A 15,530-nucleotide genomic window follows, 5' to 3' on the forward strand; every position below is an offset into this window, starting at 1 on the left:
GGCCTCGAGACTCGAGCCTTCGGCTCATGCGCTTTCGAGGCCGAAACGGCGAGACGGGCCTCAACCCTTGGAGGTGTCTCGTAAAACTCGACGCATACGGGTTGCGTCGGCATTCGGCGTTCGGGTCGCATGCCGACTCGCGGGCACCGTGGATCACTTTCGGCGTCGTTTTTCGGGGGTGGTCACCTTCCCGAGTGGATCCCACCTGCCCTGTTGACAAAATACCCTAGGGGGGTACCGTAACCATTGGAGCGCGCGAGGGCGGAGAGCCGCGAAGCCTCCACGGAAACGGAGCATCGAATGAATACGCCGACAAAGTTCACCGGGTTCGCGCTCGGACTCGTCGCGTTGTTCGGGGTCGCGCTGGGCGTGGGTGCCCTCGCCGGCACCGGGGACAGCGAGCCGGAAACCCACGACGCCGCGGCCGGTGAACCCGCCGGGGACGCGACCCCCGGTGGGCTGACCAGCAGCGCCGGGGGCTACACCCTGGTCCTGGAGGACCCGGTCACCACCGCCACCCGCGCGGCGATCCTGCGGTTCCGGATCGAGGACAGCACCGGGCGGCCGGTGACGCAATACACCCCGAACCACGAGAAGGACTTGCATCTGATCCTGGTGCGCCGTGATACCGCCGGCTATCAGCATCTGCACCCGGCGCTCGGGCCGGATGGCACCTGGAGCACCCCGGTCGACCTCACCCGTGCCGGCGACCATCGGGTCTTCGCCGATTTCGTCACTGCCGAGGGGCAACCCTTCACTCTGGGAGCCGAACTGCGGGTCGCCGGGCAGTACACGCCGCGCCCGCTGCCGGCGCCGCACACCACCGTCACCGTGAACGGCTACACCGTCGCCCTGAACGGCACCGTCGCTCCCGGGCGCGCCACCGATGTCACTTTCACCGTCACCCGCGGCGGCGAGCCCGTGCCGGACCTACAGCCCTATCTGGGGGCGTACGGTCATCTCGTGGCGCTGCGGACCGCCGACCTCGGCTATCTCCACGTCCATCCGGCCGGTCACCCGGGTGACGGGAGCACCCCGGCCGGACCGGGCGTAACCTTCGCGGTGACGGCGCCCGGCACGGGCGACTACCGGCTGTTCTTCGAGTTCCGCCACCGCGGGGCCGTGCACCGCGCCGAGTTCACCGTGCCCGTCGCGGAAACCGCCGGGGACCCGGCCGGCCACACCCCGGACGACGCGCAGACCGCCCCCGAACCCACCGGACACGGCCATGGGCACTGACCCCCGGCCAACGGAGCCAACGATGAGCACACAGACTGCACCGGACACCGCGCAGACCGATACCCAGACCGCGCAGGTCGAGTTGGTGATCGGCGGGATGACCTGCGCATCCTGCGCCAATCGCATCGAGAAGAAATTGAACAGGCTCGACGGTGTGACCGCGACGGTCAATTACGCCACCGAGAAGGCCCGGGTGCACTACCCGGACACCGTGGCACCGTCCGATCTGGTGGCGGTGGTGGAACAGGCCGGCTACACCGCGAGCCTGCCACGGCCGCCCGCCGCGGAACCGGACACCGCCGAACCGGCCGGCCCCGCCGACCGGCTGCGCACCCGGCTACTGATCTCGCTGGTGCTGACCGTGCCGGTGATCGCCATGGCGATGATCCCGGCGTTGCAGTTCACCAACTGGCAGTGGCTGTCGCTGACCCTGGCCGCGCCGGTCGTGGTGTGGGGCGCCCTGCCCTTCCACCGGGCGGCCTGGACCAACCTGCGGCATGCCACCGCGACCATGGACACCCTGGTCTCGCTCGGCACCCTGGCCGCGTTCGGCTGGTCGATCTACGCGCTGTTCTGGGGCACCGCCGGTACGCCGGGGATGACGCACCCCTTCGAGTTCACGATCGCCCGGATGGACGGCACCGGCAGCATCTATCTGGAGGCCGCGGCCGGGGTCACCACCTTCATCCTGGCCGGCCGGTACTTCGAGGCCCGGTCCAAGCGGCGGGCGGGCGCGGCACTGCGGGCACTGCTCGAGCTCGGCGCCAAAGAGGTCTCGGTGCTGCGCCGGACCGGGCAGGACGACTGGACCGAACAGCGGATACCGGTCGAACAACTGTCCGTCGGCGACCGTTTCGTGGTGCGGCCGGGCGAGAAGATCGCGACCGACGGCGTGATCACCGACGGCGCCTCGGCGGTCGATGTCTCCATGCTGACCGGCGAATCGGTGCCGCTGGAGGTCGGGCCCGAGGACGCGGTCACCGGCGCCACCGTGAACGTGGGTGGCCGGATCACCGTGCGCGCCACCCGGGTCGGCTCGGACACCCAGCTCGCGCAGATGGCGAAACTGGTCGAGGACGCACAGACCGGGAAGGCGCAGGCCCAGCGGCTGGCCGACCGGATCTCCGGTGTCTTCGTACCGATCGTCATCGCGCTCGCGGTCGCCACGCTCGGATTCTGGCTCGGCACCGGCGGTTCGGTGGCGGCGGCGTTCACGGCGGCGGTGGCGGTACTGATCATCGCCTGCCCCTGTGCGCTGGGCCTGGCCACGCCGACCGCGCTCATGGTCGGGACCGGGCGCGGTGCCCAGCTCGGGATTCTCATCAAGGGACCGGAAGTGCTGGAATCCACCCGCCAGGTGGATACGGTCGTCCTGGACAAGACCGGCACTGTGACCACCGGCCGGATGGCCCTGGTCGACGTGGTGGCCGCCGCGGGCGAAGACACCGACGAGGTGCTGCGGCTGGCCGGTTCGCTGGAGGACTCCTCCGAACATCCGATCGCCCGCGCCATCGCCGAAGGCGCTCGGGAACGGACGGCCGGACTGTCCCCGGTCGAGAGCTTCCGTAACAGTGCCGGACTCGGTGTGGAGGGCGTGGTGGACGGCCATGCGGTGGTCGTCGGCCGGCCGGGCCTGCTCGCCGACTACGCGCTGCACCTCGACGATGCGCTGCAGGAGTCGTTGCGGGAGGCCGAGAGCCAGGGCCGCACCGCGGTGGCGGTCGGTTGGGACGGCCGGGCCCGCGGGGTGCTCGTGGTCGCCGATACGGTGAAACCGACCTCCGCCGAAGCGGTTTCCCGCCTGCGGGCTCTCGGTCTGACCCCGATCATGCTCACCGGGGACAATGCCACCGCGGCGGATGCCATCGCCCGGCAGGTCGGTATCGGCGAGGTGATCGCGGAGGTGCTGCCGCGGGACAAGGTCGCGGTGATCGAACGCCTGCAGCGGGAGGGCAAACGCGTCGCCATGGTCGGTGACGGCGTGAACGATGCCGCCGCGCTCGCCCGGGCCGATCTGGGCCTGGCCATCGGCACCGGCACCGATATCGCCATCGAGGCCGCCGACCTCACCCTGGTCCGGGGCGACCTCACCGCCGCCCCCGACGCCATCCGGCTCGCCCGCCGCACCCTCGGCACGATCAAGGGCAACCTGTTCTGGGCCTTCGGTTACAACGTCGCGATGATTCCGCTGGCCATGGCCGGCCTGCTGAATCCGATGCTGGCCGGTGCCGCCATGGCGTTCTCCTCGGTGTTCGTGGTCAGCAACAGTCTGCGGCTGCGGAATTTCCGCCCCACCCACTGACCGGGCACGACCCCGCCGGTCCCCGGATGTCCCGCATCCGGGGCCCGGCGCGTATTCAGCTCACGGGTTCGCGGTCCCCCGGAACCGGCGCTCTGGCCGCGACGACCACCGCGATCAGGGTCAGGACACAACCGAGCACTTTCACCGGGGACAGCTCCGCGCCCGTGGGCAACAACCGGTCCAGGACGAGCGACGCCGTCAACTGGCCCGCCACCGTGCTCAAACCCATCAGCAGCACCCCCACCCATCGCACCACCAGCACCCCGGCGGCGATGAACAGCACTCCGATCACACCGCCCAGATACAGCCACGGTTCGCGGGGGAATTCGGCCGGCACACCGGTCCGGGCCACCACCAGCGCTTGCACGATCAGCAGGCCCAGCAGGCCGACGGCGAAGTTGATCACCGTGGCGGCGAACGGGCTCCCGGTCGTACCGATCCGGCCGTTCCACGCCTGCTGCCAGGCCAACCCGATGCCGGCCGCGGCGGGTAGCAGCAGGAGCAGCGGCCCCGGGACACCTTCGAGCCACGACGAGGTGCGCAGCGATTCCGGCGCCGAGCCCCCGGAGCCGGCCAGCAGTACCGCGCCCACCGCCAGCACCGCGCCGCCGAGCCGCGCCGCGGTGACCGGGGTGCGGCCGCCCGGGCCCACCCCGAGCCGGTCCACGAGCAGACTGCTCAGCAGCTGACCGGATACCGCCGCGACCGTGAACGCCGTGACTCCGAGCGCGGCGACAGTCAGCGACTGGCTCGCCACGAACAACCCGCCGAACAACCCGCCCAGCAACTGCCAGGGCCGCAATTCGCCCGCGGCGACCGAGCGACGGACCGCCCGCAGCCCCGCCCGGAGCCGGGAGCTGAACAGCACCGCCACCGCCAACACCAGGAAACCGCTGCCGAAGCTCACCACCGCCGCCGCGACCCCATCCTGCAGCCGCGCCCCCAGCTCACCGTTGATCCGCCCCTGGACGGCGACCCCGGCTCCGATCAACAGCCCGGAACCCAGACCCCACCGCCGCGAAACCATGACCGCACCCTACCGACGCCGGCGTGCGCAGTGCCCGGGCCGGCCGCGGCTCAGGTCTGCTCATGAATCTCCGATTCCGGCCGCGGCGGCAGCCAGAACGGTGTCAGCACGCCCAGCGCCAGGATGGCGACGCCCAGCAGCGCGATCGTCGAGGAGACCGACAGCCACACTGTGGCCAGCGCGACGAACCCGAAAACCGCGAGGGACAGCAGCTCCTCGAGCAGTCCGGACACCGACATCACCGTGGCGCGGGCGGGCCCGCTGATGGCGTCCTGGAGCCGCGCCTCGGCGACGATCGCCGCGTTGTACACCACCCCGTAGGCGGCGGCGATCGAGGCGAAACCCAGTCCGGTGCACAGGTAGACCGCGCCCGGCCAGCGCACCGCGAGTCCGGCAACCAGCGCGCCCGCACCGAACAGCACCCCGGCCGCCCCCAGCGCCCACGCCAGGATGCGCGCGGGAAGCGCTTCGGTCCGGCCGGCCAGCAACGAACCGAGCAGTGAACCGACCACGGTCACACCCACCAGAACGGGTACGAACGAAGTGGCCACACCCGCTTCCCCGGCGACCAGTCCGAAGTACTCGTCGAACGCGGTGATCCCGTAGAGCAGTGCCCCGAGCACCACGCCGTGCCGGACCGGCCGAACCCGGACCGCCTCCGCGACACCGGTACGCAGCATCAGCAGATACCGCCCCAGCGTTCCCGGTCCGGGTGTGGCCGGGGCCCCCGGACCCGTGGTCACCGGCCGGGGACTCGGGGTGATGACCGCGGGGGTCGCGCTGTCGGCACCCGCCTCCTCCAGCTCGCCCACGTCGGCGGCCGAAATGGATTTCGGCACTGCGGGCAAGCTCGCGGCCAGCGCGGTGTGCACAAGGGCGCACCCCACACTGACCCAGCCCACCAGTTCGTACCCACCCCATAGGTACAGCGGGGTCGCGGCGAGGATCGCGAGCACCGCGCTCGACTCACTCCCCGTGCGGGTATAGCCGATAACCCGGGCATAGGCACGGGCCGCCCCGCGGGCGGCGAGTTCGTCATAGAGCAGCGCCTCGAAAGTTCCCGAGCGCAGCGAGCTGGCCACGCCCCACAGCACGAACCCGAGCGCGAAGCCGACATAGGACGGCGCCACCGTCCACACGACGAAACCGGCCGACATCAGCAAGCCGTTCAGAATCAACAGCCCACGCCGGGACACCGTATCCGCCCACGCGCCCGAGGGGACCTCGAACAAAAAGGCCGTTACCGACCAGAAAGCGAGCAGGAGCGAAATCTGCCCCGGGCCGAAGCCGTGATCGGCGAAGAGAAGCGCGTACAGCGCGTAGTAGGGAACCAGATCCCCGGTCGCAGCGAACAAGGTCGCTCGCAGGGCGAGCGCGCGTGCTCCAGGCTTACGGCCGGAATCCGTGGATCCGGCTCAACGGTGGTAGAAGACCAGTCGCATAGCGATCAGCATCCGCGAGGCGTGCGCGCGGGTCAAGCGGTTTTCTTGCATGCGCTCCGCAGACGTTGTGAACGCGGGTCCCTACCGGCCGGAGTTCACAGCGGTACCCAGCCGTTCTCATCGGCCGCGGCATCGCCCAGCGTGCGGGTGCTCAACCCGCCGAGGCGGCCGCTGTTCATATCGCCGAGCAGTTCGGCCACCGGATGCGAATCGCTGTAGTGGTAACCCTGCGCCAGCGCGAAACCCAGTTCGGTCAGTACGGCGGCCTGGTGCTCGGTCTCCACGCCTTCGGCGATGACCTGCAGATCCAGTGATTTGCTCAGGGCCGCGATCACGCCGAGCAGCGGCGGGGCGGGCGAATCGGAGCGGATGGCTGCCACGAACGACTGGTCCACCTTGATGATGTCGCTGGGCAGGGTCGCCAACCGGCTCAGCGAGGAGTACCCGGTGCCGAAATCGTCGATGGCGATCCGCACCCCACGGTCGCGTAGCGTGTGCAGGTTGGCGATGGCGGTATCGGATTCGGCGGCCAGTTCGGTCTCGGTCACCTCGAGGACCAGTTGCTCCGCGGGCCAGCCGGTGGTCTCCAGGATCGTGGCCACCTTGTCCGCGTATCCCGACTCCGCCAGCTCCAGGCCGCTCACGTTCACGTTCAGGGTCAGCTCCAGGGCGGCGAAAGTCTCCTGCAGCTGCGCGGCGTCGGCGCAGGCCCGGCGCAGCACCAGTTCGTCCAGGTCGGCGATGAGGTCGTACTCCTCGGCGACCCGGATCAGCCCCTCGGTGGTGACATCGGGCTGGGCGCTGGACGACCAGCGCAGCAGCGCTTCCACCCCCACCGCCTTCTCGCCGCCGTCGCTGAGGCTGACGATCGGCTGGTAGTGCACGTCCAGACTGCCGTTGTCGATGGCTTCGCGCAGTTCCACGGCCAGCGGCGTGCGATGCCCCGACTCGAGTACGGTGCGGTTGCGACCCGCCTGCTTGGCCCGGTACAGACCCACATCGGCCCGGCTGACCAGCAACGACGCCGATTCCCCCGGCTGCCAGGAGGTAACCCCCGCCGAACACCCGGTGCTCACCGCGGCGCGCAATTCCTCGGTGAGCAGGATGGCGGCCTGCTCGGTGGTATTGGGCAGCAGTGCCGCGAACACATCACCGCCGTAGCGGGCCAGCCGCTGATCGGGCCCGAGCAGGGCAGCCCAGGTATCGGCGACCTTCTGCAGCACCGCGTCACCGGCGCGGTGCCCCAGATGATCGTTGACCTTCTGGAAGCGGTCCAGGTCCACCAGGACCAGCGCCAGCGCCTGGCCGGAACGATCGGCCTGTTCCAGGGCCCTATTCAGCGCGCGATCGAAACCCCGGCGGTTCAGCAACCCGGTGAGGGTGTCGATATCGGCCTCCGACGCCATCCGGGTCAGGATGCCCACCACGACCCCGACACCGAAGGTGATACCCGCCGGGATGAGCCCGGACCACCACGGCAGGCCGGCGCGGGTCGGCAGCACCCACAGGCACAGCGCGACACACAGCGCGATATGTGCCGCGGCCTGCGTCCAGGCGAAGAACAGCGCGGCGTCGCAGGCCACGAACACGTAGAACGAGGCGAGCGTGATCGCCGCGACGGTATTGGGGAACGAGTGCACCGCGATGGTCACCAGTACCGTCGCCAGCACGACGTAGACGTGGTGCAGCCAGTGCGGCATCCGGGGACCCCACCCGAGCAGGCTTATCCCGAGCAACAGGGCGACCGCCGCGGCCGAACCGACCAGCATCCGGTTGCCCTCGTCGCCCGGGTGCAGCACCTGGGTGGGCGCGAGCGCGGTCACCAGCAGGCCGAGGATCCCGCCCATGACATAGAAGGCCCCGGTGGTCCTGGACATGACCATGGCCGTTGCCACACCAGACGCGGCCCGTACCCGCGTTCGGGTATCGCCGCGAGACCCGCTTCCTCGCACGATGAACAGCCTAAACAACTGATCAGCTCACCGGCGACCCAACCAGGGATATGAGGTACCCCGATTTCTCGCCGCGCAACCACATCAGTTCGGCGGAGCGAGCAGGTCGGTTCCGACAAAAGGCACCAGAGCTGCGGGAACCCGCACCGAACCGTCGGCCTGCTGATGGTTCTCCAGCAGGGCGACCAGCCACCGGGTGGTGGCGAGCGTGCCGTTGAGCGTCGCGGCGGTCTGCGGCTTACCGTTCTCGTCGCGGTAACGGACCGATAGCCGGCGTGCCTGGAAGGTCGTGCAGTTCGACGTCGAGGTCAGCTCGCGGTAGGTGCCCTGACTGGGCACCCAGGCCTCGCAGTCGAACTTCCGCGCGGCCGAACTGCCCAGGTCGCCGGCGGCGACATCGATGATCCGGTAGGGCACGTCCAGGGCGGCGAGCATATCCCGTTCCCAGGACAGCAACCGCCGGTGTTCGGCGTCGGCGTCCTCGGGACGGCAATAGACGAACATCTCGACCTTGTCGAACTGGTGCACCCGGATGATGCCGCGGGTGTCCTTGCCGTAGCTACCGGCCTCCCGCCGGAAACACGACGACCAGCCCGCGTAGCGCTTCGGCCCGCCGGCGAGATCCAGGATCTCGCCGGCGTGGTAGCCGGCCAGCGGCACCTCGGAAGTACCGACCAGGTACAGATCATCTTCTTCCAGGTGGTACACCTCGGCCGAGTGCTGCCCCAGGAAACCGGTGCCGGCCATGATCTCGGGCCGGACCAGTACCGGCGGGATCATCATGGTGAAACCGTTGGCCACCGCCCGCTGGGCCGCCAGTTGCAGCAGACCCAGTTGCAGGAGCGCGCCGTAGCCGGTGAGGAAATAGAACCGCGACCCCGACACCTTCGCGCCGCGCTCCATATCGATCAGCCCCAGCGCCTCACCCAGGTCCAGGTGATCACGCGGTGTGAAATCGAATTCGGGTACTTCGCCGACCGTCTCGAGCAGGACGTAATCGTCCTCACCGCCCGCCGGCGCGCCGTCCTGGACGATATTCGATATCGCCCGGTGCGCCTCCTGCAGTTCGGCCTCGGCGGTGTGCTGGGCGGCCTCGGCCTCCTTGACCCGCACCGACATATCCTGCGCCTGTGCGAGCAACGCGGGGCGCTCCTCCTTGCTCGCCTTGCCGACCTGCTTACCCATGGCCTTGTGCTCGGCACGCAATCTATCGGCAGTCGCGATCGCGGACCGGCGCGCGTGATCGGCGGTGAGCAGCGCGTCGACGAGGGCCGGGTTCTCGCCCCGGGCTCGCTGCGAGGCGCGGACCAGCTCGGGATCATCGCGCAGGAGGCGGAGGTCGATCATGGCTGACCAGCGTAATGGTCGCGGAATTCTCGCCTCAACCGAGTATCGTCCCGGCCCGCCGCGGACCCGCTTCGGACAACACGCGCGCGATCCCGATCGGCCGGGTTCGTGGCACGTTCGGGTGCGGCGCTGCCATGATGGACCGCGATGTCCTCCGAAACTGAGCCCACCAGCCGGCGCGGCCCTCGCGGCGCCCAATCGTTGCGCTCGCGTGCCGCCCGTCCGGGCCGCGGTCGCAGGACCGATACCGCGCGTCCGCGGTCCGACGGACCGGCAGCGCCGGAGTCCCCGGGCCGGAGCGGGGCGGCCGGGCAGCGCCGGAACCGGCCCCGCACCGGTGCACCGGGCGGTTCTCGCCGGACCGGCGGGAAACCGCGGCGGATACCGGCGCCCAGGTTGCGCTGGGGCCTGCTCGCGGTCGCCGTGGGCGCGGTGATCGCGGCCCTGGGCACCATGCTGATCAGCGGATTCGACAACGATTCCAATCTGCAGGCCCGCAGCCCGAGCGGCTCGGTGGCCAAGGCCGACAAGGTGTTCGCCTCCGTCGGCACCGGCGACTGTCTCACCTGGACCAAACCCGACCATTCCGATCTGGTCGAACTCGATTGCGCCGACGACCATCTCTTCGAGGTCACCGACACCATCGACCTGGGCGTCTACCCCGGATCCGAATTCGGGCCCGAAGCGCCGTGGCCGGATTCCCTGCGGCTCACCGAACTTCGCGAGGAACACTGTGTGCCCGCCGCGCAGCGGTATCTGAACGGCCGGCTCGATCCGCGCGGCCGCTACGCCGTCGGGTTGATGTATCCGAGCAACGACGGCTGGATCAACTCCGGCGACCGGATCCTGCGCTGCGGGCTGCAGGTCCCGGGTCTCAGCGGCAACCCGATCGCCACCACGGGCCGGGTGTCCGACGGCGACCAGTCGAAGATCTACGAACCCGGCGTCTGCCTCGGTATCAGCCAGAATCTTCCGACCGATCCGATCGACTGCGGTCAGGAACACGCGGTCGAGATCGCGGCCACCGTGGATCTGTCCCAGCGCTTCCCGGGCGGCCCACCGGCCAAGGCGGACCAGGATCGGTACCTGGAAGAGGAATGCGGCCGGCTCACCAACGACTATCTCGGCGGCCCCCATGTGCTGCGGGACAAGACGCTCACGGTGTTCTTCGACTTCATCGATGTGCGCAGCTGGCTGGCGGGTAGCCGAAAACTCGACTGCATGATCGGAAAGGGCGCCGACCAGGAGGGTTTCGCGCCGATCGTGGGTCCGGCGCGGGGCCGCTTGCTCATCAACGGCCAGGAACCCGTGCCGCCGCCCAACTCCGGGCGTTCGACGCCCAAGCCGCTGCCCGGCGCCGCACCGCTGCCCCCGCAGCCGGAACCGCGTCCCGCGCCCCGGTAGCCGGAGTACGACGATGCCGGTTCGCATGTCAGAGGCGCGATTCGAGGAACTGGTCGGCGATGCGCTGGACCAGATCCCGACCGAGCTGACCCGCGCCATCGACAATGTGGTGATCCTGATCGAACCGCGCAATCCCGACGACCCACATCTGCTGGGTCTCTACCACGGGATCGCGCTGACCGAGCGCGACAGCCACTACGGCGGCTCGCTCCCCGATACCGTCACCATCTACCGGGACGCCCTGCTGGACGTGTGCGTGGACGAGTCCGAGGTGGTCGAGGAAGTACGGATCACCGTGATCCACGAAATCGCACACTATTTCGGGATTGACGAAGACCGTCTCCATCAGCTGGGATGGGGTTAAGCTCAGTCCGGTCCACGCAACGAGCCGGCAGGGGATGCACGGGCGGGGGCTGGGCCGACGAAGAAAGTTTCGGAATCGATGGAACCGCCAGCGGGGGTATCGCGTCCGATCTACTCGTAGGGGGAATTCTCGTGGTTCCGCCCAAGAGCCGCCACCAGAAGGAGTCGAGGACATGATTGGCAACGTCGACGTCACACCGGAGCTCATCCTCGCCGCCGCGGTCGAGCTGGATCTGCTCGCCGACAGGCTGGCCGGGGTCGCCGCGGCCACCGTACCGGCCACCTATGTCGTGCCGTCCGGCGCGGACGAGGCCTCGGTCCACGGTGCGATGCATATGAACAAGGCCGCCGCCACCCATCAGACCTCGCTCGCCCAGGCCGTCCTCGAACTGCACCATACGGCCGCGATCCTGCGCACCCAGCTGGCCCAGTACCTGGTCCAGGACGCGGCCTCGGCGGGTGTGCTGGCGCTGACCGGGGCGCCGTTCGGGTCGATCGCGGTCTAGTGGTGCTGCCGGGCGGAGCCCGTCCGCGGCCATCCGGCGGAGCGGATGCGGCGGGACGGCGGCCCACACGAAGGCCGGGACCGAGGAGCAGAGCACGGTGACCACGCATATGCGGCGAGACCGCCGATTCACCATCGATAGTTCACAAGGGGAGAAACAAGCATGACCGCAGGTATCACCGGGGTGTTCTGGCTGCCCAGACTCGCCGAGGGGAATTCGATCGCGCTGAACGCGGGCTCGCACGCCATTCCGATGAGCGCGGCCGCCGGCGCATGGGGTGGGCTCACCGGTGCGTGGGTCGATGCCACCGCCACCGTCGTCCGGGTCATGGCCGAGCTCGGCGTGGGTATGCAGAGCGTCAACGGTATCGGTGCCCTGGCCCGGCTCGTCGGCTTCACCGGATGGGCCGAGCAGCAGGGCGCGATGGCCGCGACCCTCGGCACCAAAGCCGCGTCGCAGGCCACCGCCTACACCGTCGCCTCGATCGCCATGCCGAGCCTGCCCGAGATCGCCGCGGTCAATGCCGCTCGCGTAGCGGCGCATTCCACCGGCGGCGTCCTGAACGGCACCTCCGAGGTGGCCGAGGCCGCCAAGGCCGCTCTGGATCTGCGGGCCGCGCTCACCATGGAGACCTACGAGGCGGCCATCACCGCCACCGTGCTCACCCCCGGCGAGTTCTTCACTCCGCCGCCGATCGCCAACGGCGCCGGTCAGGTCGATTCCTCTTCCGCCGAAGAGGCCATGAAGGAGGCCAACGGCGACCCGGTGAAAATGCTGGCCGCCGCCGGCACCGCGCTGGCACAGAATCCCGGATTGGCCAGCGCGGCAACGCAGGCGGCGCATGTCGCCGGTTCGGTGGCGAGCACCGGAGTCACCACGGTCGGCAATCTCGGGGCCAACGCGTTCGTCGCGGCCACCACCTCCGCCCCGGCTCCGGCTGTCGTGGCGCCGCTGGCACCCGCGATGGTCACCGGAGGCGTAGCGGCCACCACCGCGGCGGCCACCCGGGCCGGCGGTATGCCCGGTGGTTCGGCACTCGGCCTGAACAACGGTGGCCTGAAGGTGCCCGAGGGGTGGGGCGCCCCGGCGGCGAATGCCACGGCCCCGGCCACGGAGACCGTCGCGGTCGCGCGCGGGGAAGCCGCACCGGTGCGCCCGGCCGGTACCGGCTCGTCCACCAGTCCGCTGCTCGGCAATTCGCGCGGCACCGCCGGCGAGGACGAGCAGGAACACGACGGCGCCGAGTACCTGCGCGGTGATCACTTCACCGACGGTCGCTACATCGCGGACGGCGTGATCGGCGCCGAACCGCCACGAGCGGACAAGTGACAGTGCTCGGAGCAGGGCGCGGACCGTCGACACTGGCGGCGGTCACGCTGTCCCTCGACGAAATGCAGTACCTCCTGGAGGCACTGGAGATCGACGAGGTACCCGTCGTGCTCGACGCACGGGGCCGCTACGACAACCAGGTCGACCACGACGCCGCGATGGACGCCGCGGCCCGGTCGCTTACCGACCGGGACCTGTTGGACGGTGAACGAATTCATCCGGAACTCGCGGAACGCCTCCGCGGCCTGTACCGGCCGCACTGGGTGGTCGCGCTGCGCCTGATCGTCGCAGGGCAGGTGAGCCGGATGTGCCTGGCGAAGGGTGACGACCTGGTGACCGTCGCCCTGCGCGGCCCGCAGACCTATGTGATCGACGAGGCGACCGAGGATCTGCCCGGCCCTGTCATCATGGCGCTCGGCCCGGCCGCGGCCCTGGAACTCACCGGGATGAACGCGCCCACGGAACAACTCGTGCCCATCTTCGACGACGCGGGAGATCCGACGGCCACCGCCGCCCGGCTGTCGGAGGTCGGTAATCCCCCGCGGGACGCGCAAGTGATCGCCTCGGCAATGGCGCACTGCGACTCGCACGCGGAGATCGTCGGTGTGGTGTACGGCGACGCGAGTCGCGATATCGCGGAAAACCATATCGCCGTATTCGATACCCGGGCGGGCCGATTCATCGCGACGGCCAGCCTGGCCGACGACGGCACCAAATGGACCTCGTTCAGCAGTGGCACCGATGCCCGGCTCCGGATCGCACTGCAGGATCTGATCAACTCGCTGCCCGAACGCGCCGAGTTCCCGCGGAGCCCGAACCTCGCCTGAGCCGGCGCCTCAGCCCATCGGGTCGTCGGCGCCGGCCTCTGCCTTCACCCCGAACGGCGGAGTGAACCGACCCCAGCGGACGCACTCCCAGCCGCCGTCCGGGCGCGGGACGAGTTCGATCGTCTCGGTGTTGTCCAGGTGGTTGTTGGTGGTGAACGGTGGCGCCACCCCGGCGAGGAACCTGCCGACCAATCGCATGGCGGCGCCGTGGGTGACGACCAGAACGTCGCCGCTGTCGCTACCATCGAGGAACTCGGTCCGCAGCTCGGTCACCGCCGGAACGAAGCGGTCCAGCACCTCCTGCGCGGTTTCGCCGCCGTCGATGCGCTCGTCCAGCCGGCCCTCGTGCCACAACCGGTACACAGCCTGGAACCGGTCGTGGGCATCCTTGGTGTTCAGCCCGTCCAGAGCACCCAGCTGCACCTCGTGTACGCCGTCACGCTCTGTCGCGGTCACACCGGTAGCGGCCTCGATATAGCCGGCCGTCTGGCGGGCGCGCAGGGCCCGGGAGTGGAACAGCGCACGCGGCGGGACGGTCAGTGCCGAACCGAATGCCTTGGCCTGCGCCACACCGCGCTCGGTCAGCGGGAGGCCGGGAAGTTTGGTGTCCAGGATCTTGGCGACATTGCCTTCGGTCTCCCCGTGTCGCACCAAGATCAGTTTCGCGCTCAGAATGCTTCCTCCTTCGAGGCTGTTACATGCGTTCCGCGGAGACCGCAGCGAACGCCGAGGTACCGCGCCACAGCGCCTCCTCGAAACCGTTGCATGCGGTCCGCGGAGGCCGTAGCGAAGGCGGAGGTATCGCAGTACCGAATCACAGGTCGGCCACCCCCTTGCGTAGCTGTGTCAACCAGATCGCGGCGTCCTCGTCCGACGGCGGCGGCGTGCCCGTCGCCGAGGTGGCCGGCCAGGATCCGAGGAACCGGATATGCGCGGTGCGGTGCAGCGCCTTGAGCGCCTCGGCCACCGCGGCGTCTTCGATATGGCCGACACAGTCCAGGTAGAAGCGGTAGGTGCCCATACCGGTACGGGTGGGCCGGGATTCGATCCGGGTGAGATCGACCCCGCGGGTCGCGAATTCGGCGAAAGCGCGCATCAGCGAGCCGGGCATATTCGGCAGTTCCTCGAGCACGATGGAGGTCCGGTCGGCACCGGTGGGGGCCGGCGCCACCCGCGGAGCGGTGACCAGGACGAACCGGGTGACGGCCTGCTCGTGGTCGGCGACGCCCGCTGCCAGCGCGATCAGTCCGAGCCGCTCCCCGGCGAGCATGGTGGAAACCCCGGCGTCGGCCAGCCCGGCCCGCACATCTTCGGCGGCGGCGGCATTCGAGCTCGAGGTGTGCAGCGCCACCTCCCCCCAGGTGCGCTGGACCCACTGCCTGACCTGAGCGAGCGCGACCGGGTACGCCGCCAGCGTACGCACCGCGCCGATCTCGGTACCCGGACGCGCGACGATGGTGAAGGTCACCTCCAGTTCGACCTCGGCGATGATCTGCAGCCGGAGCCCGATCGCCAGCGAATCGAGAGTCGCCGAGATGGAGCCTTCGACCGAACTCTCGATCGGCACCACCGCCGCGGTCACCTCGCCTGCCCGGACCAGGTCCAGGGCGGCGGACTGGCTGGGCGCGGCAATCCGCTCGACCGGCCCGTCGAAGGACCCCGAGCTCTCGAATTCGGCGAGGGCCATCTCAGTGAAAGTCCCGGACGGACCGAAATACGCGATACGCGGCACGTCTACGAGACTACTGGTGCGTGCGCCGGGCCCGCCGACCCCGGGATCCCGATGATTGCG

At 69.7% G+C, this 15,530-nt stretch carries 13 protein-coding genes; 7 read left to right on the plus strand and 6 right to left on the minus strand.

Annotation, left to right across the window (positions count from 1 at the left end; all coding sequences use genetic code 11):
- Nucleotides 1-300 precede the first annotated feature (300 nt).
- Both AB0H42_RS22165 and AB0H42_RS22170 read left to right on the plus strand, forming a co-directional pair.
- Complete coding sequence (locus AB0H42_RS22165) at nt 301-1,239, plus strand: hypothetical protein (protein WP_357058551.1); 939 nt, start codon at nt 301-303, stop codon at nt 1,237-1,239.
- A 22-nt stretch (nt 1,240-1,261) separates the two neighbouring features.
- Nucleotides 1,262-3,541, plus strand: a complete 2,280-nt coding sequence (locus AB0H42_RS22170) for a heavy metal translocating P-type ATPase (RefSeq protein WP_357058553.1) — start codon at nt 1,262-1,264, stop codon at nt 3,539-3,541.
- A 55-nt stretch (nt 3,542-3,596) separates the two neighbouring features.
- Here the strand turns inward: AB0H42_RS22170 and AB0H42_RS22175 are convergent, their stop codons facing one another.
- The 4 genes from AB0H42_RS22175 to serS form a co-directional block, all read right to left on the minus strand.
- Nucleotides 3,597-4,568, minus strand: a complete 972-nt coding sequence (locus tag AB0H42_RS22175; RefSeq protein WP_357058555.1) for a DMT family transporter — start codon at nt 4,566-4,568, stop codon at nt 3,597-3,599.
- Between the two features lie 50 nt (nt 4,569-4,618).
- Entirely contained in the window at nt 4,619-5,923 is a 1,305-nt protein-coding gene (locus AB0H42_RS22180) for an MFS transporter (RefSeq protein ID WP_357058557.1), read from the minus strand.
- 182 nt (nt 5,924-6,105) lie between these two features.
- Nucleotides 6,106-7,887: a bifunctional diguanylate cyclase/phosphodiesterase gene (locus AB0H42_RS22185; RefSeq protein WP_357058559.1), complete on the minus strand. Its 1,782-nt coding sequence runs from the start codon at nt 7,885-7,887 to the stop codon at nt 6,106-6,108.
- 159 nt (nt 7,888-8,046) lie between these two features.
- A complete protein-coding gene (gene serS / locus AB0H42_RS22190) occupies nt 8,047-9,309 on the minus strand; it encodes a serine--tRNA ligase (protein ID WP_357058561.1) in 1,263 nt (420 codons plus the stop codon).
- 396 nt (nt 9,310-9,705) lie between these two features.
- Here serS and AB0H42_RS22195 point away from each other — a divergent pair, with 396 nt between their 5' ends.
- The 5 genes from AB0H42_RS22195 (at nt 9,706) to AB0H42_RS22215 (ending at nt 13,738) form a co-directional block, all read left to right on the plus strand.
- A complete protein-coding gene (locus tag AB0H42_RS22195; RefSeq protein WP_357058563.1) occupies nt 9,706-10,713 on the plus strand; it encodes a septum formation family protein in 1,008 nt (335 codons plus the stop codon).
- A 13-nt stretch (nt 10,714-10,726) separates the two neighbouring features.
- Nucleotides 10,727-11,077: a metallopeptidase family protein gene (locus AB0H42_RS22200; protein WP_357058565.1), complete on the plus strand. Its 351-nt coding sequence runs from the start codon at nt 10,727-10,729 to the stop codon at nt 11,075-11,077.
- A gap of 172 nt (nt 11,078-11,249) precedes the next feature.
- Complete coding sequence (locus AB0H42_RS22205; protein ID WP_265803069.1) at nt 11,250-11,582, plus strand: PE family protein; 333 nt, start codon at nt 11,250-11,252, stop codon at nt 11,580-11,582.
- Between the two features lie 162 nt (nt 11,583-11,744).
- The gene (locus tag AB0H42_RS22210; protein WP_357058567.1) at nt 11,745-12,911 is read left to right on the plus strand and encodes a PPE domain-containing protein; all 1,167 of its coding nucleotides are present in this window, start codon (nt 11,745-11,747) and stop codon (nt 12,909-12,911) included.
- On the plus strand, nt 12,908-13,738 hold the full coding sequence (locus AB0H42_RS22215; RefSeq protein ID WP_357058569.1) for an ESX secretion-associated protein EspG: 831 nt from the start codon (nt 12,908-12,910) through the stop codon (nt 13,736-13,738). Before AB0H42_RS22210 ends, AB0H42_RS22215 begins: the two co-directional genes overlap by 4 nt.
- A 9-nt stretch (nt 13,739-13,747) precedes the next feature.
- Here the strand turns inward: AB0H42_RS22215 and AB0H42_RS22220 are convergent, their stop codons facing one another.
- Complete coding sequence (locus AB0H42_RS22220) at nt 13,748-14,410, minus strand: histidine phosphatase family protein (protein ID WP_357058747.1); 663 nt, start codon at nt 14,408-14,410, stop codon at nt 13,748-13,750.
- 142 nt (nt 14,411-14,552) lie between these two features.
- Entirely contained in the window at nt 14,553-15,470 is a 918-nt protein-coding gene (gene pheA, locus AB0H42_RS22225; RefSeq protein WP_357058571.1) for a prephenate dehydratase, read from the minus strand.
- Nucleotides 15,471-15,530 lie beyond the last annotated feature (60 nt).

The organism is Nocardia sp. NPDC050799, assembly GCF_040654015.1.
Lineage (GTDB): Bacteria > Actinomycetota > Actinomycetes > Mycobacteriales > Mycobacteriaceae > Nocardia.